General features: G+C 69.2%; 20 protein-coding genes and 2 pseudogenes. 10 read left to right on the top strand and 12 right to left on the bottom strand.

What is annotated here, in order from left to right; all coding sequences use genetic code 11:
- Nucleotides 1–132: 132 nt before the first annotated feature.
- Nucleotides 133–756, bottom strand: coding sequence for a DUF937 domain-containing protein (locus tag H521_RS0102420; protein WP_022891441.1), 624 nt, complete (start codon nt 754–756; stop codon nt 133–135).
- 86 nt (nt 757–842) lie between these two features.
- Complete coding sequence (locus H521_RS0102415; protein ID WP_022891440.1) at nt 843–1,457, bottom strand: TetR/AcrR family transcriptional regulator; 615 nt, start codon at nt 1,455–1,457, stop codon at nt 843–845.
- Nucleotides 1,458–1,634: 177 nt separating this feature from the next.
- Here H521_RS0102415 and H521_RS0102410 point away from each other — a divergent pair, with 177 nt between their 5' ends.
- Together H521_RS0102410 and H521_RS0102405 are read left to right on the top strand one after the other, a co-directional pair.
- Nucleotides 1,635–2,936, top strand: a complete 1,302-nt coding sequence (locus tag H521_RS0102410) for an MFS transporter (RefSeq protein WP_022891439.1) — start codon at nt 1,635–1,637, stop codon at nt 2,934–2,936.
- Nucleotides 2,933–4,552 (top strand): amidohydrolase, encoded by a 1,620-nt coding sequence (locus tag H521_RS0102405; protein ID WP_022891438.1) that lies wholly within the window; start codon nt 2,933–2,935, stop codon nt 4,550–4,552. Before H521_RS0102410 ends, H521_RS0102405 begins: the two co-directional genes overlap by 4 nt.
- Before the next feature lie 60 nt (nt 4,553–4,612).
- Here H521_RS0102405 and aztA read toward each other — a convergent pair whose 3' ends face one another.
- Nucleotides 4,613–5,272 carry a zinc ABC transporter ATP-binding protein AztA gene (gene aztA / locus H521_RS0102400; RefSeq protein ID WP_022891437.1) on the bottom strand — a complete coding sequence of 220 codons (660 nt, stop codon included), beginning with the start codon at nt 5,270–5,272 and terminating at the stop codon, nt 4,613–4,615.
- A gap of 63 nt (nt 5,273–5,335) precedes the next feature.
- Here aztA and aztB point away from each other — a divergent pair, with 63 nt between their 5' ends.
- The 4 genes from aztB to aztD all read left to right on the top strand — a co-directional run bounded on the left by aztB (nt 5,336) and on the right by aztD (nt 9,698).
- The gene (gene aztB / locus H521_RS0102395) at nt 5,336–6,190 is read left to right on the top strand and encodes a zinc ABC transporter permease AztB (RefSeq protein ID WP_022891436.1); all 855 of its coding nucleotides are present in this window, start codon (nt 5,336–5,338) and stop codon (nt 6,188–6,190) included.
- A 69-nt stretch (nt 6,191–6,259) separates the two neighbouring features.
- Nucleotides 6,260–7,507, top strand: a complete 1,248-nt coding sequence (locus tag H521_RS0102390; RefSeq protein WP_026481798.1) for a hypothetical protein — start codon at nt 6,260–6,262, stop codon at nt 7,505–7,507.
- A gap of 2 nt (nt 7,508–7,509) precedes the next feature.
- Complete coding sequence (aztC, locus tag H521_RS0102385) at nt 7,510–8,442, top strand: zinc ABC transporter substrate-binding protein AztC (protein WP_026481797.1); 933 nt, start codon at nt 7,510–7,512, stop codon at nt 8,440–8,442.
- A gap of 35 nt (nt 8,443–8,477) precedes the next feature.
- Nucleotides 8,478–9,698, top strand: coding sequence for a zinc metallochaperone AztD (gene aztD, locus H521_RS0102380; protein ID WP_022891433.1), 1,221 nt, complete (start codon nt 8,478–8,480; stop codon nt 9,696–9,698).
- A gap of 58 nt (nt 9,699–9,756) precedes the next feature.
- Here the strand turns inward: aztD and H521_RS0102375 are convergent, their stop codons facing one another.
- Together H521_RS0102375 and H521_RS21075 are read right to left on the bottom strand one after the other, a co-directional pair.
- Nucleotides 9,757–9,981: a hypothetical protein gene (locus H521_RS0102375; protein ID WP_022891432.1), complete on the bottom strand. Its 225-nt coding sequence runs from the start codon at nt 9,979–9,981 to the stop codon at nt 9,757–9,759.
- Between the two features lie 222 nt (nt 9,982–10,203).
- Nucleotides 10,204–10,377 (bottom strand): annotated as a pseudogene (locus H521_RS21075) (YnfA family protein); the annotation flags it as partial.
- A gap of 57 nt (nt 10,378–10,434) precedes the next feature.
- On the opposite strand from H521_RS21075, the gene H521_RS26560 reads away from it, so the two are divergent.
- From H521_RS26560 to H521_RS25695, 3 genes and pseudogenes are all read left to right on the top strand, one after another.
- Entirely contained in the window at nt 10,435–10,557 is a 123-nt protein-coding gene (locus tag H521_RS26560) for a hypothetical protein (protein ID WP_281167443.1), read from the top strand.
- 415 nt (nt 10,558–10,972) lie between these two features.
- On the top strand, nt 10,973–12,328 hold the full coding sequence (locus H521_RS21070) for a DUF1214 domain-containing protein (protein ID WP_022891429.1): 1,356 nt from the start codon (nt 10,973–10,975) through the stop codon (nt 12,326–12,328).
- Between the two features lie 39 nt (nt 12,329–12,367).
- Nucleotides 12,368–12,679: pseudogene (locus H521_RS25695) on the top strand (GNAT family N-acetyltransferase); the annotation flags it as partial.
- Nucleotides 12,680–12,744: 65 nt separating this feature from the next.
- Here the strand turns inward: H521_RS25695 and H521_RS25690 are convergent.
- Nucleotides 12,745–13,206: an SRPBCC domain-containing protein gene (locus H521_RS25690; RefSeq protein WP_022891428.1), complete on the bottom strand. Its 462-nt coding sequence runs from the start codon at nt 13,204–13,206 to the stop codon at nt 12,745–12,747.
- A 538-nt stretch (nt 13,207–13,744) separates the two neighbouring features.
- Between H521_RS25690 and H521_RS0102345 the strand changes: the two genes are divergently transcribed.
- Nucleotides 13,745–15,031, top strand: coding sequence for a DUF1214 domain-containing protein (locus H521_RS0102345; protein WP_022891426.1), 1,287 nt, complete (start codon nt 13,745–13,747; stop codon nt 15,029–15,031).
- Nucleotides 15,032–15,138: 107 nt separating this feature from the next.
- On the opposite strand, the gene H521_RS0102340 is transcribed toward H521_RS0102345, so the two are convergent.
- From H521_RS0102340 to gabT, 6 genes are all read right to left on the bottom strand, one after another.
- The gene (locus tag H521_RS0102340; RefSeq protein ID WP_022891425.1) at nt 15,139–16,692 is read right to left on the bottom strand and encodes an APC family permease; all 1,554 of its coding nucleotides are present in this window, start codon (nt 16,690–16,692) and stop codon (nt 15,139–15,141) included.
- A gap of 11 nt (nt 16,693–16,703) precedes the next feature.
- Nucleotides 16,704–17,594 carry a universal stress protein gene (locus tag H521_RS0102335; RefSeq protein WP_022891424.1) on the bottom strand — a complete coding sequence of 297 codons (891 nt, stop codon included), beginning with the start codon at nt 17,592–17,594 and terminating at the stop codon, nt 16,704–16,706.
- Complete coding sequence (locus H521_RS0102330; protein ID WP_022891423.1) at nt 17,594–18,976, bottom strand: flavin monoamine oxidase family protein; 1,383 nt, start codon at nt 18,974–18,976, stop codon at nt 17,594–17,596. Before H521_RS0102330 ends, H521_RS0102335 begins: the two co-directional genes overlap by 1 nt.
- Nucleotides 18,977–19,095: 119 nt before the next feature.
- Complete coding sequence (locus tag H521_RS0102325; RefSeq protein ID WP_022891422.1) at nt 19,096–20,565, bottom strand: NAD-dependent succinate-semialdehyde dehydrogenase; 1,470 nt, start codon at nt 20,563–20,565, stop codon at nt 19,096–19,098.
- Between the two features lie 55 nt (nt 20,566–20,620).
- Complete coding sequence (locus H521_RS0102320) at nt 20,621–21,961, bottom strand: Glu/Leu/Phe/Val family dehydrogenase (protein WP_022891421.1); 1,341 nt, start codon at nt 21,959–21,961, stop codon at nt 20,621–20,623.
- The gene (gene gabT, locus H521_RS0102315; RefSeq protein ID WP_022891420.1) at nt 21,958–23,316 is read right to left on the bottom strand and encodes a 4-aminobutyrate--2-oxoglutarate transaminase; all 1,359 of its coding nucleotides are present in this window, start codon (nt 23,314–23,316) and stop codon (nt 21,958–21,960) included. Before gabT ends, H521_RS0102320 begins: the two co-directional genes overlap by 4 nt.
- Between the last annotated feature and the right edge of the window lie 32 nt (nt 23,317–23,348).

The following is a 23,348-nucleotide window of genomic DNA, read 5'->3' as shown; positions in this document are numbered from 1 at the left end:
CGAGCACCGCCGGTCGAGTAGCGACCGACGAAGGAGGACGCGTATCGAGACCCCGCGAGAGGTCTCGATACGCTCGCTTCGCTCCCTACTCGACCGGCGAAGGGGTACAGCGCCCTGCTCGACCAGCGAAGGTCAGCGCTTGCCGCCGCCGAGCAGACCGCCGAGCAGGTCGCCGAGGCCGCCGCCGCCGCCGGAGCCCGAGCCGCCGCCGAGGAGACCGCCAACGATGCCGCCGAGGTCGATGCCGCCACCGCCACCGGTGCCCGATGAGCCGGAGCCGCCGCCGAGCAGGCCCCCGAGCAGGTCGCCGATGCCGCCGCCGCTCGACTCCTTCGACGCGGCGGCCGGTTCGGCCTGCTTCTTCTGGAACTGCCCGGCGAGGAAGCTCAGCACGATCGGCGCGAGGATCGGCAGGAGCTTGCCGATGAGATCGCCCGCGCCGCCCTCCTTCTTGTCGAGGGCTTTCACGACCTGGTCGGTGTTGCCGCCGAATACGTTCTTCACGATCTTCTTGCCGTCGTCTTCGTCGACGTCGTCGAGGTTCACGCCGCCCTCGATGAGCTTCGGGTCGTGCTTGGCGACCGCTTTCTCGAGCGAGGCGGCGCCCGCGGGATCGGCGGCGTTCGCGCCCATGCCGGCGAGCAGCGCGGGCAGCGCGTCGTCGACTGCTTGCTTCGCGGTCGCCTCATCGACGCCGAGCTTCGCGGCGATGTCGCCGATCGGAAGGTTGGCGATGATGTCGTCGAGTGCAGCCATTCGGGTCCCCGTTTCTCGCGCCCGCGAACGGGGCGCCCACCGATCACCGTATCGATACGGATGCCGCGGGCGGAAGAGGCATCCGCTCAGTCGAGGTCGAGCCGCCCGAGCCGCATGCGCAGGGCGTCGAGCAGGAGCTCGAGGCCGATCTCGAAGGCGCGGTCGGATCGCTCGTCGCCGGTCTCGGCGTCGGCGAGCAGCCGGGCGAGGTTCACGGTGGGCGTCTCGGGCTGCCAGATGTGGTCGGGCGAGGCGAGGTCGAGTCCGAAGCCGATCGCGAACGCGTCGAGGATGGCGACGACGACGAGCACTTCGTCGTCGGGGAATCCGGCGCCGAGCAGTGCGGTCGCCAGGGTGTCGTAGCTGGCGATCACGAGCGGGTGGGTGATCGTCTTGCCGACGATGAGCGGGACCACGAACGGATGCTCCGCATACATGCGCCGCGAGGCGCGCATGATCTGCTCGACGACTTCGTCCCACGTGCCGGTCGGCGGTACAGCGAGGTATCGCTCGCCGAGACGGCCCCGCATGACCTCGATGATGCCGTCGCGCCCGTCGACGTGGTTGTAGAGCGATGAGGGCGTGACGCCGAGCTGACGCGCGAGCGCGTTCACACCGAACGTGTCGCCCGAGTCGACGAGCTCGATGGCGGCGTCTGCGATGCGCTCGGTCGACAGCAGTGGCACTCTCGGCCGCGCCATCCGAACCTCCTCGATCAAGCCTCGAACCAGCCTATGTGGCGAGAATCGAAACTCGCGCTTCCCATCGGCGGCTCTCGAATGCATAATAAACGAACACCATTCATTTATCGCGACGACACCCCGCCGCGCTCCCCCACCTCGGCACATCGACGTGCCCGCACCCCTCCGGAGACCTCCGTGTCCTACTCCGATCTCACCGCGCGAGTCCCGCTCCGCCTGCCGAGCGCCACCGCCACCTTCACCATCGGCATCGCCGGCTACCTCGGCGTGAACCTCTCGCCGTACATGATCAGCGCGCTCCAGCAGGCCATCGGCGCCGACGTGCTCACCGCGAGCTGGATCATCACCGCCACCCTGCTCGCGACGGCGCTGACCGGCCTCGCCATCGCACCCCTCTGCGCCGGGCCGCGGCGCCTCGTCGTCGCCCGTGCCGGACTCGCCGTCTCGGTGCTCGGGTTCGCCCTCGCCGCGCTCGTGCCGACACCCGCCGTCGTCATCACGGCACTCATCGTCGGTGGCATCGGCGCCGGCGGAGCCGTCGCCGCGGGCGGCGCCGCCATCGCAGCGTTCACCAACCCCGACCGGGTCGCCGGCTTCAACGGGCTCGCGAACCGTGCCGTCGTGACCGTCATCCTCGCCGTGATCCCGCTCATCGGGCTCGCGCCGATCGACGTCTTCGGCGCGCTGGCGATCTTCTCGCTCATCGGACTCGCCGTGAGCCGTTGGCTGCCGGCAGCACCGGTCCTCGACGCGCAGGCCGCCGCAGGCGTCGCGGAAGCCGTTCCCGTCGAGGTGCCGCCGACCGCCGCTGTGCCCGCGCTGTCGGCGGCAGCAGCTGCATCGCGGGCGATTCCGTCACCGCGCGCGGTGCGAATCGCCGGCTTCACGCTGCTCGTGACCTTCGCGCTCTGGGCCATCAGTGAAGACTCGCTCTGGGCGATGGCGGGCGTGATGGGCGAAGCGCAGGCGGCGCTCACCCCCGAGGGTCTCGGCATCGCGCTGAGCGGGGCGACGGCCGGCGGCCTCATCGGCTCCGTGCTGCTCATGATCGTCGGCAACCGGCTCGGTCGAGCGGTGCCGCTGGCCGTGCTGCTCGTCGGCGGCGGCGTCCTGAAGTTCGTCGAGGGCTTCGTCACCGACCCGACCATGTTCATCGTCGTCTTCATCGCGTGGAACTCGCTCTACGCCGTCGCCTTCATGTATTTCGTCTCGACGTCATCGGCGCTCGACGCTGACGGACGCTGGTCGGCGCCGCTGCTCGCGATCTACCTCGTGGGCTCGAGCCTCACTCCCGTCATCGGCGCTGCGCTCGTCGAGGTCTTCGGCTTCCAGGGCTTCGCCGTGGTGCTCGGCATCGCGAGCTTCGTGCTCGCCGTGCCGGTCGCCGGCGTCGCCCTGTTCTCGACGCGGCGCGAGCGCGCCGAGGCATCCGCTGCCGCTCTCGCACTCTCACTCGACGACCAGGAGGTTTCCGCGTGACTCGCACGCTCTACACCAACGCCCGCGTCTTCACCGCAGACGCCGCGACCGAATGGGCCGAGGCGCTCGTCGTCGACGGCGACACGCTCGTCTACGTCGGTGACGAGTCGGGCGCTCGCGAAGCGGCCGGCACGGATGTCGCGGCCATCGACCTGGCCGGGGGCCTCGTGCTGCCGGGGTTCACCGACGCGCACACGCACCTCGTCATGATGGGCGAGGCCCTCGGGCGCGTGGCACTCACCGACGCCCGCACGCTCGACGCGATCCAGTCGCGGCTCGTGGCCGCTCGGGCCGCCGACCTCGGTGCGCCTCGACTGCTCGGGCGCGGCTGGCTCTTCGACTCGGTTCCCGGCGGCTCGCCCACCGCGGCGATGATCGACGCAGTGGTCGCCGACGTGCCGGTGTATCTCGACGCCAACGACTACCACTCGTGCTGGCTCAATCGCGCGGCGCTCATTGAGATCGGAATCACGCGCGACACGCCCGATCCCATCGGCGGCACGATCGGCCGCGACGACGACGGCGAGCCGAACGGCATGCTCTACGAGACCGCGGCGCAGCAGTACGTGTGGGGCCACCTCGCCACCGTCACCACCGACGACGACCGCGACCGCGCCGTCGAGCGCACGATCGACGCCTATCTGGCCACCGGCGTCACGGGCGTCGTCGACATGGCGTTCGACGAGCTCGGCCTCGCCGCGTTCCAGCGCGCCGCCGAGCGACGGGGCGGCGCCCTGCCGATCCGCGTTGCTGCTCACTGGTTCGTCGGCAACACCGGCGACGACGCGCAGAACCTGGCCCAGGTCGAGCGCGCCGCCCAGCTCGCGCGCGAGATCGGCTCGCCCTGGCTGCGCGTCGCGGGAATCAAGCTCGTGCTCGACGGCGTCATCGATGCGTGCACCGCGGCCATGCGGCATCCGTACGCCGACGGCTCGAACGCCGACCCCATCTGGCCGCTCGACCGGCTGAAGCCCGTCGTCGCCGCGGCCGATGCCGCGGGCCTGCAGGTCGCGATGCACGCGATCGGCGACCTCGCGAGCGACCTCGCCCTCGACGCGATCGAGCACGCGCAGCTCGAGAACGGCGAGCGCGAGCGCCGGCACCGCATCGAGCACCTCGAGTACGCGGCGCCGGGCACGGCCGATCGGATGTCGCGGCTCGGCGTGACCGCATCGATGCAGCCCGTGCACGCCGACCCCGCGATCTGGGACAACTGGGCCGCGATGCTCGGCGACGACCGCGCCGACCGTGGCTTCGCGTGGCCCGAGTACGTCGATGCCGGCGCCCGGCTCGCCTTCTCGACCGACGCCCCGACCGCGCCGCACGGAGCCCTGCCGAACATGTACATCGCCGCGACGCGGCGCTCGGCGCTCGACTCGTCGTTCGAGCCGAACCGGCCCGACTTCGCGCTGCCGCTCGCCCAGGCGATCGTGCACGCGACTCGGGATGCCGCGGCGTCATGTGGCGAGGAGCACGTGCGCGGCAGCATCCGTGCCGGGCTCGCTGCCGACTTCGCGGTGCTCGACACCGACGTGTTCGCCGCCGGCGAGGAGTCGCTGCTCACTGCGGCGGTCGTGCGCACGGTGGTCGCCGGAACGACGGTCTACGAAGCGTAGCGGCGAGGCGGGGGCGGAGAGCGGGCAGCAGGGCCGCGGGGCTGCTCACGCGCTGGAGTGTCAGCGCTCCGCGTGGGCGAGCACGCGACCGTCGGCGAGGCGCACGATGCGGTCGGCGTCGTTGATCACGGCCGGATCATGCGAGACGCAGACGACCGCCGCCCCACGGTCGGCCTCGACGCGCATGACCGCGCGAATGCGTTCGGCGCTGTCGGCGTCGAGCCCGGTCGTCGGCTCGTCGAGCAGCAGCAGTTCGGCGCCTCGGGCGACGCCCTGCGCGAGCAAGGTTCGCTGACGCTGCCCACCCGAGAGCGCGGCGAACGACTGCGCTGAGAGCTCGGCGATCCTCAGCCGTTGGAGCGCGTCATCGACGGCGGCACGGGCGTCGGCGTCCAGTCGCCGCCATGAACCGATGCGCCCCCAAACGCCGACCGTCACGACATCCCTGACGGTCACCGGCAGTCGGTCCGAGACCGCGGTGCGCTGGGGCACGAACGCGATCGCGCCGGCCGCAGCGCGGGTACCGGACACCGGCCGCCGGGTGCCCGCGATCACCTCGAGGAGCGTCGACTTGCCGGCGCCGTTCGGGCCCGCGATGACCGTCACCGCGCCCGGTTCGATGTCGAGATCGACATCGCTGAGAGCTGGTCGACCTGCGAAGGCGACGTGAATACCGCGAAGGCGAACGACGGCAGGGGGCAGGGCGGGAAGGAGCGGCACCTGGTCAGTATATGAGTTTGAGAATCATTATCGTTAACGCTACGGTCGGACATCGTGACCCCGATGACCGAAGCATTGCTGCAGCCGTTCGCGCTCGACTTCCTGCAGCGCGCCCTGCTCGGCGGCAGCCTCGTCGCCGTGCTGTGCGGAGTCGTCGGAACCTGGGTGGTCATCCGCGGCATGGCGTTCCTTGGCGAAGCGCTCGCCCACGGCATGCTGCCGGGTGTCGCCCTCGCGACCGTGCTCGGCCTGCCGGTGCTCGCCGGCGGCGCGTTGAGCGCGATCGCGATGAGCGTGGGCATCGGGGCGCTGCAGCGCCGCGGCAAGCTGTCGTACGACACCAGCATCGGCCTGCTCTTCGTGTCGATGCTCGCTCTCGGCGTCATCATCATCTCCCATTCGGGCAGCTTCGCCACCGACGCCACCTCCATCCTGTTCGGCGACATCCTCGCCATCGCGCCCGCCGACCTCGTGCTGCTCTCGATCGCCGCCGCAGTCGGAATCATCGTCGCCGTCGTCGCGCACCGCTCGCTGGTCGCGCTCGCCCTCGACGCACGCATCGCCGCAGTGCTCGGCCTGAAGCCGCGCCTCGCGCAGGCCGCACTCGTCGGCCTCGTCACGATCGCCGTCGTCGCCTCGTATCAGGCGGTCGGCTCCCTCCTCGTCGTCGGGTTGCTGCTCGCACCCGCCGTCGCCGCCGGTCACTGGACGAACCGGATTCCCAGCAGGATGCTGCTCGCCGCAGTGCTCGGCGTCGCCGCCGTCGTCATCGGACTGCTCGTCTCCTGGCACGCGGCGACCGCCGCAGGCGCATCCGTGGCCGCTGCCGCGATCCTCCTCGCGGCGCTGTCGTGGGCGACTCGATCGCTTATCGATCTCGTGCGACCTCGACCACTCGCCGTACCCATGACCGCCTGACGACCTGCTTGCGATCCCCGGCCGGAACTGCCTCGGTTCGCCTGATCCGAACCCTCCTGGAAGGACACCGTGCGCTCCCGCACCCTCCCCCTCACCATGCTCGCCGCCCTCGGCCTGACGCTCAGCGCCTGCGCCGGCGCACCGGCCTCCACGACCTCGACCTCGACCTCGACCTCCGATGATCGAGCGAGCGCCACCGCTGGCCATGGCGCGGTCGCCGGCGCCGCCGAACTCGCGGAGCCGCAGCTGGGGCTCACGACGATCGATCCCGCCGGGGCCGTGACCCACCTCGACCTGCTCTCCGAACGCGTCAGCAATCTCGGCACGATCGACGCACCGCTCGCGATGACCACCGATGGCCGGTACCTCTTCGTGCAGACCGACGCTGGCCTCGAGATCGTCGACAGCGGCGTGTGGACGTGGGACCACGTCGACCACTTCCACTACTACCGGGCCGACCCGAGCCTCCTCGGCACGGTCGATGGCGAGGGTGCGCTCACGGTCGCGACGACCAACCTCTCGACCAGCGGCGGCACCGGCCTCTTCTTCGCCGGCTCGGGCGAGGCCGTGCTCCTCGACACTGAAGCCCTCTCGAAGGGCGAAGTGGTCGAACGCTTCCGACTCGAGACCGACGGGCATGCCGGCATGACCGTGCCGGTCGGCTCGTTCGCACTCGTCACCGAGGGGCAGCACGGCGTCGCGACATCCGTGGCGGGCTACACCGCCGACGGTGAACCGACCGGACTCCGGGAACCGTGCGCCGACGCATCCGGAACGATCACGACCAGGGTCGGCGCGGTCATCGGATGCCGCGACGGAGCCCTGCTCGCGACCGTGGACGACGACGAGCTCACGCTCGAACGGGTTCCCTATCCCGCCGACGCGACCGCACCGGCGGCGACCGCCTTCGCCAACCGCGAGGGCCGCCCGACGGTGGCCGGCCTCGCCGGAACGAACGGCATCTGGCTGCTCGACACCCGTGCGCGGTCGTGGCGGCTGCTGCCGGCACCGGCCCCGCTCGTGAGTGCGACGGCGGTCGACGATGACGACGAGCATGTGCTCGCCCTCGCTGCAGACGGGCGCGTGCTCGTGCTGAGCGGGGCCGACGGCTCGGTGCTCGGGGAGACCGATGCGCTCGTCGCCGAGTCACTGGCCGCGGGGCATGCGCCCGCGCTCATCGCTGACCAGCAGCGCGCGTACCTCAGCGCGCCCGTCGAACAGCGACTGTTCGAGATCGACTTCGCCGATGGCGCCCGAATCGCACGCACCTTCGACACGGCGACGCCGCCGGCATTCACCGCCGAGACGGGGCGATGATCATGCTCCGATCCGGCATCCGCACTCGGCGTACCGCGATGGCAGCCGTCGTGGTCGCGGCCGCGGCCGGTCTCGCCGGCTGCGCTTCGGGCGTCGGCGATGAGCGCCCACTCGTCGTGGTCTCGACGAACATCCTCGGCGATGTCGTCGATCAGCTGGTCGGCGACCAGGCCGAGGTGATGACCCTGATGAAGCCGAACGCCGACCCGCACTCGTTCGAGATCTCGGCACAGGAGGCGGGCCGGCTGATGACTGCGGATCTGATCGTGTCGAACGGGCTCGGCCTCGAAGAGGGGCTTCAGCAGCACTTCAGCGGTGCCGCCGCCGACAACGTCGCGACCTTCGTCGCGGGTGAGGTGATCGACGTGCTCGACTACCGCGAGGGCGACGCGGCCGGCATGCCCGACTCGCATTTCTGGACCGACCCGGCCCGCATGCTCGACGTCATCGACGCGCTCGAACCCGTGCTCGCCGGCCTCGACGGCATCGATGCCGCCACGGTGGCCTCGCGTACCGCGGACTACCGCGCCGACCTCGAGGCGCTCGATGCGGAGATGACCGACGCATTCTCGGCGATTCCCGCTGCGCGGCGGGCGCTGGTGACCAACCACCACGTCTTCGGCTACCTCGCGGAGCGATTCGACTTCGAGGTGGTCGGCGCGGTGATTCCCGGGGGCACGACGCTCGCCGCACCGTCAGCCTCCGACCTGGCCGACCTCGCCACCGCCATCGAGTCGACCGGGGTGCCAGCGATCTTCGCCGAATCGTCGTCGCCCGACCGGCTCGTGCAGGTCCTGGCGAGCGAAGCCGACGTGCACGTCGACGTCATCGAGCTCTTCACCGAGTCGCTCACCGACGCCGACGGCGGCGCGCCCGACTACCTGACCATGATGCGCGTCAACACGCAGCGCATCACCGCCGGGCTCTCGCCCTGAGCGCCCGATTCCACCACCGAAAGAAGGAAGCACACATGCACACCTCACCCCTCCGCCGCGCGGGCCTCACCGCACTCACCCTCGGAGCGGTCGTGACACTCGCGGCCTGCTCATCTGGCGCGAGCGCGGGCTCGGCCTCTGACAACGCCGGCGACTCGAGCCCCGCCGAAGCGGGCGCCCGTCTCGCCGTCTCCTACGACGGCGGCATCCTCGTGCTCGACGGCGAAACCCTCGAGACCGTCGCCGATCTCGAGGCCGAGCAGTTCACCCGCCTGAACCCCGCCGGTGACGGCCGCCACGTCATGGTGACCATGAGCGAGGGCTTCCAGGTGCTCGACACCGCGGCGGGCACGACCGGCGACGCCGAGCTGACCGACCTCGTGTTCGAGGCCGACGCCCCCGGCCACGTCGTGCGCCACGGCGGCAAGACGATCCTCTACGCCGACGGCACGAGTGACACCACCATCTTCGAGACCGCCGACCTCGCCGGCCTCGCTGGCTCCGACGAACTGCCCGAGACCGAAACCGTCGAGGGCGTCGAGGCGCACCACGGGGTCTCGGTCGTGCTCGAAGACGGTACGTTCCTCACGACCGTCGGCAACGCCGACGGTCGCAACGGCATCGCGGTGCGGGATGCCTCGGGCGCGGTGATCGCCGAGAGCGACCAGTGCCCCGGCGTGCACGGCGAGGGAACCGCCGAGAACGAGGTCGTCGTCTTCGGCTGCGAGAACGGGGCACTGATCTACTCCGACGGCGAGATCGTGAAGGTCGACTCACCCGACCAGCCGTACGGCCGCATCGGCAACGCCTACGTCAGCGAGACCAGCCCGATCATCGTCGGCGACTACAAGAACGACCCTGACGCCGAGGGCTACTTGCTCGACGCGGTCACGCTGATCGACACGGCTGCGCAGACGCTCGAGGTCGTCGAGCTTCCCGAGGGCGTCGAGTACACCTTCCGCGACGTCGCGCGCGGGCCGGCCGACCTCGCATACATCCTGGCCACCGATGGGTCGATCCACGTGCTCGACCCCGCAACGGGCGAGATCACCGATTCCTTCCCCGTGATCGAGGCTTGGGAGGGTCCGGCCGAATGGCAGGATGCCCACCCCGCGATCGTCATCTCCGGCGAGATCGCCTACGTCACCGAGCCCGCCGCGAACCGCGTTCACGCGGTCGATCTGAGCACCGGAGACGTCATCGCGACCGGTGACCTCGAGGCGACCCCCAACGAGATCGCGGTCGCCGCGGGCTGACGCACCGCGCCTCTCCGACGGCGAGGTCGCCCCATGCTGGTGCAGGGGCGACCTCGGCTCACCGGTTGAAGAGCTGGGGCAGGAAGACGACCGCGAGCACCACCACGGGAATGACCGCGATGACAGCGAGCGCCCGATTGATGCGTCGACGACTGACCGTGCCGCTTCTGAACGATGAGGACGAGACGCGGTCGAGGTTCGGGAAGAGCGCCTGGTACGGCGGCTCCTTCTCGGGAGCGGCTTCGGATTCACCCTGCGGGCGCACATCGTCGAGGTTGCCCATCTCCAGATCGTACTCAGGGCGGGGCGCGGCGGCGAGGGACACTCTGCGACCCCGCCCGCTACTCCGACTCGGTCGAGATCGAGCCAGCAGTTCCCGTTTCGAGCGGCTGCGTCGGCGGCAGTTCGGGGCTGGCGCCACAAACATCCGAAACCCCGGGTTTCTTGTCACACTGCGCAAGCGGCTTGAGGCCGCAGAACCAGATACGTCCAGCCCTCACTGGGCGTTGGCGTCGGGTTGGAACGCAGCGATGAACCCGTACGCGCCCAAGGCGACCACGCCGAGGCCGGCGAACCACCACGGCTTAGATTCGCGCACGGTTTGCCAGATGAGCAAGGCTCCGCCGATTTCCGCGACGGCCGCGAGGACGAACAGGATCGCAATTCGGAGGACGGTCACGCGATCGAGCTTTGCAGACGGACAGCCTCAGCGCGGCCCGGTTGGCTCATGAAGGGCATGCGCATCGGCACCGACCCGCACGTTCTGGGAGTTGCAGCGAACCTCGGCGATCGGGTTCTCACCGCGGTGCTCGCCCGCGAGCATCTGCTGTACCTCGATGTGTCATTCGTCAGTCGATAGTCAGCTGAGTGCAGGATGGTCGCGATGACCTTTCAAGACGACACAGGGTCGCCCCTGCGACCGTGGGCGTTGTGATCGTGGCGGCGTTACTCGCCGGGCTGCTCGTCTGCCTCGCGAACCTGCGATTTGCTATCCCGCTCGTGATGCCGCCGCGGCCATTGTCGGACTACACCGTGCAGGCGGCCTGGAGCTTCGCTGGCGCAGGCGCAGTGGTGTTGGTCGCGCTGGCGACGCTCTTGATCGATTCACGGATGCCGCAACGGAGAAACCGAATTCGTGTCACGGGCGTTGTTGCGATGCTCATCGTTGCCATCAGCTGCGGCACGCTCGCCTTGGTTGCTTCTGCCCCGTTACGGCCTCGACCCCGGTCGTCGACTTGCTGGACGCGCCTGCTCGGCACTGTCAGCATGGCAGCATGGCTTCTTCGACGTTCCAGCTCCCTGACAGCTATGTTCGCCTACTCACGTCCTCGGCATATCTGTGGGCGTGGCCGTTGATCAACATGCACAACCGACAGTCGGTCATGCGTCAGTTGCCGGCTCCGGGGCTGCTGAAGGGGATCGCGCCAGTGGCACCGTTGGGTCGGTTGGCGATGCTGCGCGATTACGTGGAGCCGGCTGAGCGTCTGGTCGCATGCCCGAACCAGGACGTCGCCTACGGATTCGGGATGGTCGCGGCCGAGGTCGGTCCGTCAATCATTCAGGTCCCCGACTTCGGTGGCAGGTTCTGGGTGTACCAAGCAGTCGATCAGCGCACCGATTCATTCGTGAGTCTGGGGGCGATGTACGACACCGCCCCTGGCTTCTATCTGCTGGCACCGACCGGGTGGGAGGGGCATGTTCCGGACCAGATCGCCGGGGTGTTCCGCTTCGACACGGCGGTCGGGGTCGTGATCCCGAGGGTGTTCATGGACGACACCGCCGAGGACCGTCTCGCGATCGCGGCCTTGGTCGACCAGATCTGCATGTACCCCCTTGCCGAGTTCGACGGCACGACGAAGACGATGGATTGGAGTGCCGTTCCCTCATACGGCGACGCCGATGACAGTGACGGCGAGGTCGAGACACGTTGGGTTGACCCGGGGGCGTTCGTCACCGATCTCTCCGCGGTCCTCGACGAGGTCCCCCCACGCCCCGGCGAGACGGCGCTCTACGACTGGTTCCGGACCCTCGTGGACGCTGCGGCTGTTGATCCGCGCGTGCATGACCTGGTCGTCGAGGCAGCCAAGGAAGCCGATGCAGGACCAATCCAGGACCTTTTCGAGTTCCGCAATATCGGCATCCCGAGTGCCGCCCACTGGACTACGCAACGCAACGGCGCACAATTCGGCACCGATTACCTCGCTCGCACGGCGATGGCCAAGGCCAACATCTTCGTCAACAGTCCCAACGAGACCTGCTACTACTACCAAGACCTCGACGCGAACGGAGACCGCCTCGACGGCGCGCACTCGTACAGTGTCACGTTCGCTGCAGGCGACCTGCCCCCAGTCGATGGCTTCTGGTCGCTCACGCTCTACAACGAGCACCACTTCTTCCACGCCAACGACCTGAACCGCTACTCACTCGGCACCAAGAACAAGACGCTCCACATCGACGACGCGGGAGCTCTCACCATCACAGCCGGTGGCCCGATGCCCACTGACCCTGAGGCAATCGCCAACTGGCTCCCTGCCCCCGACGGGGCGTTCTCGCTCTACCTCCGCGCATACGGGCCCACCACAGCCATCCTCGACCAGACGTGGACGCCGGCCCCCGTGATACCCGCGTAGCGTCGTACGCGGAGTCTTGGGGAGGCTGAGCGAATTCGGTTGCGTCCGTTCGATGATGCCGACGCCGACGACCTCTATGCATTGCAGAGCGACGCCCACGTGTTGCGCTACTGGGACTCGCCGCCGTGGACCGACAGGGCTTCGGTCGCACGCTTCATGGCTGGATGCCAGCGGATGGCGGAAGAAGGCAGCGGTGCGCGCGTGGCGATCGAGCGCACGTCCGACCGGGCCTTTGTCGGCTGGTGCACCTTCAACGGCTGGAATCCCGACTTCCGGAGCGCCTCCCTTGGCTACTGCCTCAATCAGGCCGCATGGGGCCATGGCTATGCGACGGAAGCGGCGCGCACTCTGCTCCACGTGATGTCACGCGGATCGATCAGCCGACCGTGGGACGGCCGGCGCGGTCGTGACCGCGACTACGGCTCGAGGTACGCGGCGAGGTTCGAGAGCGACGAGGTGATGCCTTCCGCGTGGTCGCGAGCGCGAATACCATCGGGGACGTTCCGCGCCACGATCTCGACGATCGTGCCCTCTTCGATGCTTCGCAGCTGCCACTCCATCTGCATGGTCCCCTGCATCGCGGGGTCTTCGGAATCGAAATCGACCTCCTGCACGATCCGCTCGCCCGGGTCCACGCGCGAGATGCGAACCTCTGAGACATCTGAGTCCGGCGAGGACTTGCCCGGTGAATCGGAGGCGTCGTCGTACGTCAGCACGAGGCGGTATGAGCCGCCGGTGCGCAGGTCGAATCGCTCGAACCGGCCGTGCATGCCCTTCGGCGGCAACCAGCTGAGCAGCGCGACTTCACTGGTCAGCGCCGCGAACGCGTCTTCGCGAGGAACATGGACGAGAAGGCTCGCACGGTCTGTTCTGCTCATGGGCCGACCCTATTCTTCTCTCGCGACCGCCGTCGCGAACCGTCGCCTGCGACACCTCCGTTTCGTGGCGATTGGCGTCGTTCGCGTCGACTCGCCCACTTCGGCGGGTTCGACTGCGCGCTCGCCGACCGAAGTGGGCGACTCGACGCTGAGCGGCGTCGGCGGATGAGTGTCCCGTGGTGCTGAATCCGTCGCGCGGGGGATCCGCGGGTGCCCGGGGGTTCGTAAGGCGGGAGCGATTGCGGAAGACGAACGGATCGGAGATCTCCATGACGGACGCTGCTCGACCCAGGGCGGCCGGACAGCATCAGGCTGAAGCCGCCGGGCTCACTACGTGGTTCCGTCAGAGCATCGACGAATCAGCGCGCCACCACGGCATCGATCCGGATACCGCGACCTGGGAGTAGTCCGCGCCTCACACGTGCAAAGCCCCTGTTACAGCTCGTTCAACTCTTCGTCGCTACCGGGGCTCTCGGAGCGTCTCGACATATGGTGGAAGCGCAGCGATCACCTGGATCGCGCATCTGGGGGGATGTAGATGGTTGACACGACTTCGCCGACGAACGAGCAGGTCACAGAAGCGTGGGTGTACCTGCTGGGCCGCTACCTGGTGATGCGGCAGGAGGGGATCGATCTCGCCGAGGACGGCGTCGGGTACAACGTCCTCAAGCACAACCCGGCAGTGGTCGTGGGCTCTTCCGCGGCATCCGCGCCCACATTCGTGAACCCGAACCTCGATGTCGTCTACTCCGAGGCGTGGATCGCCGTCGACGAGCACACCCCCTCGATCCTCGAGATCCCTGTCGTCCCGGCCGGCAGGTACTACACGGCCCAGATCGTGGACGAGTGGGCGGAGATCACGCACAACATCAACGACCGAAACTTCCCGGATCATCCGAATGGGCGGTACGCGATCTGCCTGGCGGGCAGTTCTCCCGAGATCCCCGAGGGCTGCTACCGGGTCGATATCCCGTCGCCGAAGGCGGAGCTGCTCACTCGCGTCCAGATCGGAGACGACGTCGATACCGCGGTGCAGCTCCAGCACGGGTTCAAGCTCTCCTCGACCGGGTCGCCGGCGGTATCGACTCCGATCGAGATCCCCGCGTTCGACAATGCGCACCTGCCGGGGGCATGGATGTTCACCGAGCCATACCTGTCGGCCGCGCTCACCCCGGTGGATGCCTGCGGCAGAGCCGATGAGCTGCAGCCCATCGTGCGCCGCATCAGCGCGTTCCTGCGGGACGACCCCGACCGCGCAGCGGACCTCGACCAGCAGATCCACTCGGCCGCGGTGCCTGCGTTCATGGACTTCGTCGTGCACTTCGGCAACGTCACCAACGGATGGTCCTCGACCGCCGCGTACCCGAAGTTCGGCGACGACTACTGGTTCCGCGCCACCGCCAACTTCGGCGGCATCTGGTGGAACTCCTCCAGGGAAGCCGTCTACGAACTCCTTCACGTCGACGCGAACGGCGCCCCGACCACGGGCGACCACGTGTACCGGATGAGGTTCGCTCCGGACGCGCTTCCTGACGCGGTCGTCGACGCATTCTGGTCGTTGACGGTGTACGGCAAGCCCGACTACATGCTCGTCCCGAACAGCGCGGGCCGATTCACCGTCGGATCCGGTCGGCCCCTGGAAACCGACGCCGACGGGGCGACAACCCTGACGTTCGCGCCTGAGCTGCCGGCCGGAACCCCTGAGTCGAACTGGCTTCCCACGCCGGCCGGCAAGCCGTTCACGGCCGACTTGCGGCTCTACCTGCCGCGCGACGCCGTTCGAACCGGAGCCTGGACGCCACCACCACTCGCCCCGATCGGCTGACCCCGCTCACGGACGTCGACTCGCCCACTTCTGCGGGTACGGCCGCCCGCACACCGGCCGAAGCGGGCGACTCGATGCTGGGGCGGCGATGAGGAGCGCGCGGCGGCTCAGTCCTCGGCGACCGCCCGCGACAGCGTCTCGCCGCGGAAGAACGCCGGACGCTTGCGCCACTGCCAGAGCATGATCACGGCGCCCGAGAGCAGCACCACCATGCCGAGCACGAAGACGAGCCCGAGGCCGAAGACCGACGAACCCGAACCGTAGTCGGGGTCCATGCTGTCGATCAGCGTCGTGAAGAACAGCACCGCAAGAATGACGCCGCCCACGAGCGGGAACAGCAGCGTGAAGACGAAGTTCCGCACCGAGCGGAACCACACCGACCGGAAGAACCACACGCACGCGAACGCCGTGATGCCGTAGTAGAAGCAGATCATCATGCCGAGGGCGGTGATGGTGTCCCACAGCACGTTCTCGCTCACGAAGCGCATGACGGCGTAGAAGCCCGACGCCACGGTCGCCGAGACGATCGTCGCGTAGCCGGGGGTGAAGAAGCGGGGGCTGACCTTCGCGAACTTCTCGGGCAGGGCGCCGTAGTGGCCCATCGCGAGCAGCGTGCGAGCAGGCGATACGAACGTCGACTGCAACGACGACGCCGACGAGGTGAGCACCGCGAGCGAGACGAGCACCGCGAGCGGACCGAGGATCGGGCCGGCGAGGTGGAAGAACACGTTGTCCTGGATGTCGGGGTTGCCGAGCCCGAACTCCCCGTCGCCGACGCCCGCGAACGCGATGAGCGAGACCGCGATGAGCAGGTAGAGCACCACGATGATGACGACGGTGATCGTCGCCGCGCGGCCCGGCGTCTTCTCGGAGCCGCGCGTCTCTTCATTCATCGTGAGCGTGACGTCCCAGCCCCAGAAGATGAAGATCGAGAGCGAGAGGCCCGCCGCGAACGACGAGAACGACTCGACGGCGAACGGGTTGAACCACGAGAGGTCGATCGCCGTGGCGTCGAAGGCGTTGCCGTTCGCGACCTCGACGAGTGCGGCGACCGAGAAGATCAGGAGCACGAGCACCTGGAACCCGACGAGCCAGTACTGCAGCTTCTGCGTGGTCTGCATGTCGCGGTACGAGATCCAGGTGGCGCCGAGCATGAACAGCAGGCACACCACCACATTCACGAGCGGGTTCGCCGCGATGCCCGCGATATCGGGATTACCGGCGATCTGCGAGATCAGCAGGAACAGGAAGTCGACCGCGATGCCCGCGAGATTCGAGAGCACGAGGATCGTCGCCGCGATGAGACCCCAACCGGCGAGCCAGCCGACCCACGGGCCGAACGCGCGCGTCGCCCACGTGAACGAGGTGCCCGAGTCGGGCATGCGACGGTTGAGCTCGCGGTAGCCGAACGCGACGAGCAGCATCGGGATGAACCCGACGAGGATGATCGCCGGCACCTGCACGCCGACCTCCGACACGGTCGGCCCGAGCGCGGCCGTCAGCGTGTACGCCGGCGCGATGCACGAGATGCCGATGACGATGGCGCCGATCAGGCCGACCGACCCGGCCGAGAGGCCCTTCTTCGAGATGCCGTGGTCGGCGCCGTCGATAGCGCGCGACGCCTCGGTGAGCGGCGCGGTCGGTTCTGCTGGGTGCGTCATTGCGATCTCTTTCAGGTTGTGGCGCCGGGCGTCGCGGTGCGCGGCACCACGATCATCGGCACCGGCAGCTCGCGCAGCATCTTCGCTGCGGTCGAGCCGAGGAACAGGTGGCTCGGCGTCGCGAGCCGGTTCGAGCCGACGAGCACGAGCTCGCCCGCGTGCCAGTCGAGCGACTGCACGGCCGCCTCGATGGTGGCGCCCTTCGCGGTGACCGCCGTGGCCTCCACGCTCGCCGGCAGCGAGCGCCGGGCCGCGAGCAGCACCTCGTCGGCGTGCACGGTGCTCGTGAGTTCGGCGAGCTCCTCGTCCATGCCGGCGGGCAGGTCGATGGAGACGAGCGAGAGCAGGCGCAGCGGTGCGTGGGTCAGCCGGGCCAGGCGAACGGATGCCTCGATCAGCCCGTCTGCGCCGGGCCGGGTGCCGACCGCGGCGGTGATGCGGGTGACGCCCTGCCCGGGCGACACCTCTCGCGAGCCCGACGGCGCGAGCGCCACGGGAACGTCTGAGGAGTGCAGCAGCTCGTTCGCGACGGAGCCGATGCGCGATCGCCCGAGCAGGCCGCCGCGAGCCGCGCCGACGACGATGAGCGCCGCGTCGAACTCGTGCGCGGCGGCGATGAGCCCCTCGGCGAACGACTCCGCGTAGCGGATGTGCAGCGACTGGGCGACGTCGTCGCCGAGCGCGGCCGAGGCCTCGGCCAGCCACGTGCGCGAGCGCTCCCTGAGGAAGCGCTCGTACCCGGCATCCTTCGGCACGATGCTCGTGCGCGCCTCGCTCGGCAGCACGATGACGACCTCGAGCACGGCCTCGCTGGCGCGGGCGATGCGAGTCGCGAGCGCGAGGGCGTCGGCGCCGCTGTCGTTGGCGATGTAGCCGACGACGATGCGGGCTGGCGAGCTCATCAGCCGGCCTCGAGGATCTCGGCGGCGACCTCGCGGCCGACGCGGATCGCACCGTCGACGTGCTGGTAGCCCTTGCCCGCCATGTCGGAGCACGAGAAGTGGATCGGCCCGACGGGCGCTCGCAGGTCGGAGCCGTACCGGGCGAGGCCGCCCATGTCGAAGCTCGCGGCGTAGGCGCCGCGGGTCCACTCCTCGGAACCCCAGTCGCTCTCGTAGTAGACGACCGGGTTCAGCGCATCGGGCCCGTAGTAATGCGACAGCGACTCGAGGATCTTGGCCTTGCGCTCCTCGGGCGTGAGCGAGAAGACGCCGTCGGCCTCCTCGTCGGAGACGAAGCCGACGAGGGTGCCGCGCGGGTCGTCGTGGTTCGTGTTGTCGTAGGCCTCGTGCACGAGTTCGTACGGGCTGAACGCCGTGCCGCTGAGGCCGGCCGCACGCCAGAACGGCGTCTCGTAGACGGCGTGCACCTTGATCACGAAGCCCATCGAGAGGTGCTGGTGCAACTGCTGCTGACGACGCGGCAGCGGCGGGTCGTACGAGATGCGGTTGATCAGGATCGGCGGCAGCGCGAGCACGACGTGCTGTGCGTGCACCTCGAGCGAGTCGGTCACGGCGACGACACCCGTCGGCGCGGCATCCGCTCGCCCCTGACCGAGGCCGCCCCAGCGGATGGTGCGCACCGGTTGGCCGAGGCGCACAGCCTCGCCGAGTCGCTCGGCGAGCAGCAGCGGCACTTGCTGCAGGCCGCCGACGACCCGCTTGTCGAGGATGAAATCGGCATCGACGAGGTTCGAGAACGAACCGGCAGATGCCGCCATGAGCAGCGCCTGCAGGGCCGAGAAGGCATGCGCGGGCTTCGTGAGCATCGCGCCGGCGATGAACATGCCGATGTTCTCGCGCGCCTCGAGGTCGTCGGTCTGGGTCTCGAGCCAGTGCGCGAACGAGATCTCGTCGAGCTCCTTGGCCCGCGGGTGGGCCCATGGCCGGTCGGGGTCGATCTCGGCGACGAGGGCGTCGAGCTTGTCGATGAGCGAGACGATCTGCTCTTCGGTCTCGCGCGGCACCGGGAAGATCTCGCCCTCGAACTTCTTCAGCTCGCCGTCGGGGCCGATGTAGATGTTCTCGCCCTCGCGGTAGCGCGGGTAGGTGTCGAGGCCGAGCTCGTCGAGCGTCTCGATGAGCGCATCCTGATCGGGCGAGACCCACTGGCCGCCGATCTCGAGCATCGCGCCGTCGATGTCGTCGGTCCAGAGACGGCCGCCCGCCCGCTCGCGCGCCTCGAGCACGACGACCGAGCGGCCGGCGTCCTTCAGGCGGTTGGCGACGGTGAGGCCGGATGCCCCGGCGCCGACGATGACGACGTCGCAGTCGATGCGTTCCATGTGCAGGTACTTCCTTCAGTTCGTTTCCGCCGGTCGAGTAGGCCCTCCAGGGCCGTATCGAGACCCTGCTGCTGGTCTCGATACGCTCGCTGCGCTCGCTACTCGACCGGCGGTGTGGATCAGCTGACGGGGATGAGGGTGTACTTCGTGTCGAGGTACTCGTGGATGCCCTCGAGCCCGCCCTCGCGGCCGATGCCCGATTGCTTGATGCCGCCGAACGGCGCGGCGGCGTTGGAGACGAGACCCGTGTTCAGGCCCATCATGCCGGTGGCGAGGCGGTCGATCATGCGGTGGCCGCGGGCGAGGTCTTGCGTGAAGACGTAGGAGACGAGGCCGTACTCGGTGTTGTTCGCGAGGCGCACGGCCTCGTCTTCGCTCGAGAACGTCGTGATGCCGAGCACCGGGCCGAAGATCTCTTCGCGAAGCAGCCGCGCGTCGGCCGGCACCGAGCCGAGCACGGTCGGGGCGTAGAACGTGCCCTCGCCGTCGATCGGGCTGCCGCCCGCGAGCACCGTGGCGCCCTTGTTCACGGCGTCGGTCACGAGCTCGTCGGTCGAGGCGACGGCCTTCGCGTCGATGAGCGGGCCGATCGCGACGCCGTCTTCAGTGCCGCGGCCGACGCGCATCGCCTGCACGCGCTCGGCGACGCGCTTGCCGAACTCCTCGGCGACCGACTCGTGCACGATGAAGCGGTTCGCGGCCGTGCACGCCTGCCCGATGTTGCGGAACTTCGCGAGCATCGCGCCATCGACCGCCTTGTCGAGGTCGGCGTCGTCGAAGATGACGAAGGGCGCGTTGCCGCCGAGCTCCATCGACGTGCGGAGGATGCCCTGGGCCGCCTCCTTCATGAGGCTGCGGCCAACCTCGGTCGAACCCGTGAAGCTCAGCTTGCGCAAGCGCGGGTCGGCGATGATCGGGCCAGAGACCTTCGAAGAGGTCGACGTCGCGATGACGTTGACGACGCCGGCCGGCAAACCGACCTCTTCGAGCAGCTGCACGAAGGCGAGCGTCGTGAGCGGCGTGAGGGCCGGGGGCTTGATCACCACGGTGCATCCGGCCGCCAACGCCGGCGCGATCTTGCGCGTCGCCATCGCGAGCGGGAAGTTCCACGGCGTGATGAAGAACGACGGGCCGACCGGGCGCTGCGAGACGATCATGTTGCCCGTGCCCTCGGGGTTCAGGCCGTAGCGGCCAGAGATGCGCACGGCCTCTTCGCTGAACCAACGCAGGAACTCGCCGCCGTAGGCGACCTCGCCGCGCGCCTCGGCGAGCGGCTTGCCCATCTCGAGCGTCATGAGCAGGGCGAACTCCTCTTTGCGGTCCTGCAGCAGGTCGAAGGCGCGGCGCAGCAGCTCGCCGCGCTGACGAGGAGCGGTGGCCGCCCAGGCGTCTTGCGCTGCGACGGCGGCGTCGAGGGCACGAGTGCCATCGGCGACCGACGCATCCGCGATCTCCTTGATCGTGCGACCAGTCGACGGGTCGATGACCGCGAGCGTCTTGCCGCCCTCAGCGTCGACCCATTCGCCGCCGATGAAGAGCCCGCCGTTGAGCGTGTCGAGCACGGTGGCTTCCAGAGTTGCGTTCGTCATGCGTGGTTTCCGTTCGATGTTGCGAGAGTGGCGGCGCCGGTCGGCGGTCGATCGATCAGGGGTAGAGGCCCCGGAGCTTGTGCGCTTCGGCGACACGTTCGACGGCGAGCGCGGTTGCGGCGGTGCGAAGCGAGAGCCCCCGCGCCCCGGCGTAGCCCAGCACGTGCTGCCACGCGCTGAGCATCCGTTCTTCCAGTCTGGCCTCGACCTCGTCGGCGCGCCACCAGTAGGCCTGGTTCGCCTGCACCCATTCGAAGTACGAGACGATGACGCCGCCCGCGTTCGCGAGGATGTCGGGAACGACGAGGATGCCGCGCTCGCGCATGATGCGGTCGGCGGCGGGCGTGGTCGGGCCGTTGGCGCCCTCGACGACGACCGTCGCGCGAACGGCTGCGGCGTTGCCCTCGTGCAGCACGCCCTCGACGGCAGCCGGCACGAGCAGGTCGACGTCGAGTGCGAGCAGTTCAGCGCCGTCGATCGGCTCGGCCCCGGCGAAGCCGACGACCGATCCGGTGGCGCGCACGTGCTCGCTGAGCGCCTCGATGTCGAGCCCTGCGGCGTTGAAGATCGCGCCGTACTGGTCGCTGATGCCGGTGACCGAGACGCCGGCCTCCGACAGGAACCGCGCGGCATCCGCGCCGACCTTGCCGAAGCCCTGCACCGCGGCCGAAGCCCTCGACGGCTCGATGCCCACGTGTCGCAGCGCGGCGAGCGCGATGTGGGTGACGCCGCGGCTCGTGGCCGACGCGCGGCCCTGCGATCCGCCGAGCGAGATCGGCTTGCCGGTCACGATGCCGGGCACGGTGTAGCCCATGTTCACCGAGTAGGTGTCCATGATCCAGGCCATGGTCTGCTCGTCGGTGCCGATGTCGGGGGCAGGGATGTCGCGCTCCGGGCCGATGATCGGCAGGATCTCGCTCGTGTAGCGACGCGTCACCCGCTCGAGCTCGGCCATGGAGTGTTCGCGGGGGTCGATCGCGACCCCGCCCTTCGCGCCGCCGTACGGCACGTCGAGCAGGGCGCACTTCCACGTCATCCACATCGCGAGCGCGCGCACCTCGTCGAGGTTCACACTCGGGGCGTAGCGCAGGCCGCCCTTGGCCGGGCCGCGCGAGAAGTTGTGCTGCACGCGGTAGCCGAGGTAGAGCCGGCTCTCGCCCGAGTCCATGCGCAACGGCACCGCGACGCTCAGCTCGCGCCGCGGGGTCGCGAGCATCTGGTGCAGGCCGTCGGTGTAGCCGAGCAGGCCGATCGCCTCGGCGAGCTGCGAGCGCGCGTCGGTCAGCGGGGTGGCGATGTGATCGACGGATGCCGCGGGGTGAACGACGGTGCTCGCCGAATCCGGCGCGGCATCCGTTGCGGTCGACGCCGTCGTCGCCGCGAGGAGGTCGGTCATGCGTTCTTCAGTCCTTCCGCGACGACGCCGAGGCCGTCGACGAGCAGTTCGTCGGAGATGGTGAGCGGCGGCAGGAAGCGGATCACGTTGCCGTAGGTGCCGCACGTGAGCACGATGACGCCGTGTTCGTGGGCGTACTTCGCGACGCGGTTCGTGAGGGCCGCGTCGGGCGCACCGGTCTCGGGGTCGACGAGTTCGATCGCGACCATCGCGCCGCGGCCGCGAACGTCGCCGATGCGGGGGTCGGCCGTGCGCAATGCGTTGAGGCGGCCGATAAGCACGGCGCCGATGTCGCGGGCGCGGGCGATGAGGCCCTCGTGCTCGTAGGTCTCGATCGTGGCGAGGGCAGCGGCGCACGCGATCGGGCTGCCGGCGTAGGTGCCGCCGAGGCCGCCGGCGTGCGCGGAGTCCATGATCTCGGCGCGGCCCGTGACGGCCGAGAGCGGCAGGCCGCCGGCGATGCCCTTCGCGGTCACGATGAGGTCGGGCACGATGCCCTCGTGCTCGCTCGCGAACCAGGCGCCCGTGCGGGCGAATCCGGTCTGCACCTCGTCGGCGATGAAGACGACGCCGTTGGCGTTCGCCCATTCGACGAGCGCCGGCAGGAACCCGGCGGCGGGCACGATGAAGCCGCCCTCGCCCTGGATCGGCTCGATGATGATCGCGGCGAGGTTCTCGGCGCCGATCTGCTTCTCGATCTGGGTGATCGCGCGGGCGGCTGCCTCACGGCCGTCGAGGCCGCCGTCGCGGAACGGGTAGCTGAGCGAGGCGCGGTACACCTCGGGGGCGAACGGTCCGAAGCCGCTCTTGTAGGGGATGTTCTTCGCCGTGAGCCCCATCGTGAGGTTCGTACGGCCGTGGTAGGCGTGATCGAATGCGACGACGGCCTGCTTCTTGGTGAAGTGGCGAGCGATCTTCACGGCGTTCTCGACGGCTTCGGCGCCCGAGTTGAAGAGGGCCGAGCGCTTGACGTGGTCGCCGGGCGTGAGCTCGTTGAGCTTCTCGGCCACCGCGACGTAGCCCTCGTAGGGCGAGACGGTGAAGCACGTGTGAGTGAAGGCGTTCAGCTGCGCGGTCACGGCCTCGACGACGCGCGGGTGCGAGTTGCCGACGCCCGTGACGGCGATGCCCGAGCCGAGGTCGATGAGCGAGTTGCCGTCGGCGTCGACGACGACGCCGCCGCCCGCCGCGACGACCGAGATCGGCAGCGTGTGGCCGACGCCCGCGGCGACGGCTTCGGCCTTGCGGGCCATGAGCTCCTGCGAGCGCGGGCCGGGAATGGCGGTGACGAGGCGGCGCTCCTGGGCGAGCGAGGGTCCTCCGGTCGTGGTGGCCGGGGTGTCGACGAGAGTCATGAGTGCTCCGATGCAAGGTGACGACGGTGGCT

The sequence above is a fragment of the Agromyces subbeticus DSM 16689 genome (assembly GCF_000421565.1).
GTDB lineage: Bacteria > Actinomycetota > Actinomycetes > Actinomycetales > Microbacteriaceae > Agromyces > Agromyces subbeticus.
The sequence above is the reverse complement of the archived record's forward strand: the minus strand, read 5'-3'. Positions and strand labels throughout refer to the sequence as shown.